Genomic DNA, 4,346 nt, shown 5'->3' with positions numbered 1-4,346 from the left:
TCGGTGGTGAAGCGGGCGGCGTCGGCACCGAGGGCGGCGACGGTGCCGAGCGAGGTCGTGCCCGTGGATCGGGAGGCCCCCCACACCGTCCGGTACAGGCCCTGATGCGGGGCGGAGGGCCGGGACGCGATCCAGTCGGCCGGGACGGTTCCGAAGCGGAGCTGACCGATCACCGCGACCGGGCGCCCGGCGCCGTCGGCCATCTGCACCGACACGGCCCCTCCGGCCGCCGGGGCCAGCCGCACCCTGAGCTCCGTGGCGCCCTGGGCGTGGAGCGCGACACCGCGCAGCTCCGTGGGCAGCACCGGCCGCTGCGGCTTCTCACCGTCCTCGCCGCCCAGCAGATGTGCCTGGAACACGGCCTCGAGCAGGGCGGGGTGCAGCGTGAACCCGCTGTTCCCCGCACCCGCCACCTCCTCCGGGATCCGGACCTCCGCGTAGACGACGGAGTCCGCGTCCGTCCAGGCGGTACGCAGCCCCTGGAACGCGGGACCGTAGGCGACACCGCTCGCGTCGGCGTCGTCGTAGAACTGCCCCAGGTCGAGCGGCTGCGCGTCCTGCGGCGGCCAGACGGCCAGATCGAATCCGGGAGCGGCCTCACGGCTGCCGAGCAGGGCCGTGGCGTGGTGGTTCCAGTCGGCCTGGGCACCGGACTCCGGGCGGGAATGCACCTGCACCCGCCGGTTGCCCGCGTCGTCGGGAGCGTCCACACGGACGTGGAGCTGGACACCGCCCGTTTCGGGGACCACGAGCGGGGCCAGCAGCGTCAGTTCGGCGAGGGTGTCGCAGCCGGCCAGATCGCCGGCCTGCGTGAGCATGTCCACGTACGCGGAACCCGGAAGCACCACCGAACCGAGCACGCGGTGGTCCCGCAGCCACGGCTGGTCCGCCGAGGAGATCCGGCCCGTGAGGACCACGGCGCCGGAGTCCGGGGACGCGACCATCGCCCCCAGCAACGGATGCTCCGCGTCCACGAGGCCGACGGCTCGGACGTCACCGGCCGCACGCGCGGAGGCGACCCAGTAGTGCTTGCGCCGGAAAGCGTAGGTGGGCAGCTGCACCAGCGCACCAGGCATCCCGCCCAGCGCCTCGGCCCAGTCGACACGGTGCCCCTGTACGTACAGCTGTCCCAGCGAGCGCAGCAGCTGCGACACTCCGCCGTGGTCCCGGGCGAGGGAGCCGACGACGATGCCGTCGCGCTCCGCGCTCCCGTCCGTCAGCGGCATCGACAGGACCGGGTGGGCGGAGATCTCCACGAAAACGGTGTGCCCGTCCTCCAACATCCGCTGCTGAGCGAGGTCGAGTCGAACCGGCTCGCGCAGGTTGCGGCACCAGTACTCGGCGTCCAGCTCGGCGCCGTCCGCGCGCTCACCGGTGACCGTCGAGTAGAAGGCGATCCGGCCGGTGCGCGGAGCCAGCGTCGACAAGCCCTCCCGCAGCCCCGGAAGCAGGGCGTCCATGAAGTGACTGTGCGACGCGACCGGGGCGCCCAGCTTGCCGCACATCACGTCGTCGTCGTCGAGTTCGAACAGCAGCTCGGTCAGCGCGTCACCATCGCCGGAGACGACCACGGAGCGCGCGGTGTTGACCGCGGCGATCGACAGCGCGTCCCCGTACGGGGCCATGCGCGCCAGCACCTCGTCCACGGGCAGCTCGACGAAGCCCATCTCGCCGACCCCGGCGACGTCGCGCAGCGCCTGGCTGCGCAGGGCGATCGCACGGGCCCCTTCTTCCAGCGTGAGCGAACCCGCCACCACGGCGGCGGCCACCTCACCCTGACTGTGTCCGACGACTGCCGAGGGCTCGAGGCCCAGTGCCCGCCACGCCGCCGCGAGGCCCATGGCCATGGTGAACAGCGCGGGCTGTGCCACATCGATACGGTCCAAGGGGAGTTCGGGACCGTCCGTCCCCGTCCGCAGCAGCTCCGCCACCGACCAGCCGGTCAGCGGCCTCAGCGCTGCGTCGCAGGCCTGGACGGCCTCGGCGAACGCGGGGCTCTCGGCGAGCAGGGTGCGACCCATGCCCAGCCACTGTGAACCCTGCCCCGGGAACACGAAGACGATCTTGCCGCTCGGTCGGGCCTGCCCGGTGAACACGCCGGCGTCCGCCCGTCCCTCGGCCAGTGCCCGCAGGCTCGCCGCGGCCTCGGCGAGGTTCGAGGCGAGCACGCTCGCCCGGTGCTCGAAGTGCGCACGGTGCCGTGCCGCGGTCAGGGTCACGTCGGCCAGCGGCACGTCCGGGTTGTCGTCCATCCAGGAGGCCCAACGCCGGGCCTGCTCGCGCAGGGCCCCTTCGGTACGGCCGGAGACCAACAGCGGCAGCGCGCCCCGCGGCGCCTCGGCGGCCTCCGCCGCAGCGGCCTCGGCCGTGACGGCGGGCGCCTCTTCGACGATGACGTGGGCGTTCGTCCCGCTGATACCGAAGGAGGAGATCCCGGCTCGGCGCGGGCGGCCCTCGGTGGTCTCCCACGGCCGGTTCTCGGTGAGGAGTTCGACGGCGCCGGCGGTCCAGTCGACGTGGGAGGTCGGCTCGTCGACGTGCAGGGTCATGGGCAGGATGCCGTGGCGCATCGCCTGCACGGACTTGATCAGCCCGGCCACGCCGGCGGCGGCCTGGGTGTGGCCGATGTTCGACTTGACGGATCCGAGCCACAGGGGGCGGTTCTCGGGGCGGTCCTGGCCGTAGGTGGCCAGGAGTGCCTGGGCTTCGATGGGGTCGCCCAGCTTGGTGCCGGTGCCGTGGGCTTCGACGGCGTCGACGTCGGCGGGGGTGAGCCTGGCGTTGGCGAGGGCTTGCTGGATGACGCGCTGCTGGGAGGGGCCGTTGGGTGCGGTGAGTCCGTTGCTGGCGCCGTCCTGGTTGATGGCGGTTCCTCGTACGACGGCCAGGACGTGGTGTCCGTTGCGACGGGCGTCGGACAGTCGCTCGACCATGAGCATGCCGACGCCCTCGGAGAATCCGGTGCCGTCGGCGGCGTCCGAGAAGGCCTTGCAGCGTGCGTCGGGCGCGAGCCCGCCCTGCACCCCGAACTCCTTGAAGATCGCCGGGCTGGTCAGCACCGTGACACCGCCGGCGAGGGCGTAGTCGCACTCGCCGGAGCGCAGTGCCTGGACGGCCCAGTGCAGGGCGACGAGCGAGGACGAGCAGGCGGTGTCCACCGTCACCGCCGGACCCTCCAGCCCCAACGTGTAGGCGAGACGGCCGGACAGGATGCTGGTCGACAGGCCTGTGATCACATGCCCCTCGATGCCCTCACGAGCCGTGTCGACTCCCGAGGCGTACCCCGACGAGGCGCCGCCGACGAACACGCCGCCGGAGCTGCCGCGCAGGGTGGTGGGGTCGATCCCGGCCCGCTCGACGGCCTCCCAGGTGGTCTCCAGCAGGAGTCGCTGCTGGGGGTCCATGGCGAGGGCCTCGCGGGGGCTGATCCCGAAGAACGCGGGGTCGAACAGCGTCGCCCCGGAGATGAAGCCACCCTCACGCCGGTACCCTGCGCCGAGGGCGTCCTCGTCGACGTCCCAGCCACGGTCCTCGGGGAAGGGCGACATCCCGTCCGCGCCGGAGGAGACGAGCCGCCACAGGTCGTCGGGGTCGTTCACGGAGCCCGGGAACCGGCAGGACATGCCGATGATCGCGATGGGTTCGTCGTCGGCTGCCGGCACCGCGAGGGCTGTCGGGGCCGCCTGGCGCAGGTGCAGCAGATCCTGAGCCAGTCGTTCGGCGAGCCGTTCCGGACTGGGGTGGTCGAAGACCAGGGTGGACGGCAGGCTCAGTCCGGTGGCGGCGTTCAGCCGGTTGCGGAGGTCCACCGCCGTCAGCGAGTCGAAGCCGAGCTCCTTGAAGGGAGCGTGCGGCGCGATGGCATCCGGCCCCGCGTGCCCGAGAACCGCCGCGCAGTGCGTCCGGACCAATTCGCCCAGCGCGTCCTTGGCCGCGTCCGCGGACAGCCCGGCCAGCCGGTCGCGCAACGCGGAGTCGCCCCCGGCCGCCGCACCGCCGACAGCGGCCCGACGCGTCACGCCGCCCACCAGCCCGCGCAGCAGGTGCGGCAGCGCACCCGAGTCCGCCCGCGACCGCAGCTGCTGGAACTGCCACTTGGTCGGCACCAGGGCCGCGTCCGTCCCGGACAGCGACGCGTCGAAGAGGGCGAGCCCCTGCGCCGGAGTCATCGGCTCGATGCCGGACGTGGCGATGCGTACCAGGTCCGTGCGGCCCACCCGTTCCAGCATCGCGTTGCTCAGGTCCCACGGTCCCCAGGCGAGTGATTGGGCGGGGAGGTCGTGGGTGTGGCGGTGTTGGGCGAGGGCGTCGAGGAAGGAGTTGGCGGCGGCGTAGTTGGCTTGTCC

General features: G+C 72.9%; 1 protein-coding gene. It reads right to left on the bottom strand.

Annotated features, from left to right (window positions below):
* On the bottom strand, window positions 1-4,346 hold a 4,346-nt coding region (locus ACGFYY_RS42220; protein WP_393717940.1), incomplete at both ends, for a beta-ketoacyl synthase N-terminal-like domain-containing protein.

Origin of the sequence: Streptomyces sp. NPDC048331, from assembly GCF_043201215.1 — a bacterium.
Classification (GTDB): domain Bacteria; phylum Actinomycetota; class Actinomycetes; order Streptomycetales; family Streptomycetaceae; genus Streptomyces.
The sequence above is the reverse complement of the archived record's forward strand: the minus strand, read 5'-3'. Positions and strand labels throughout refer to the sequence as shown.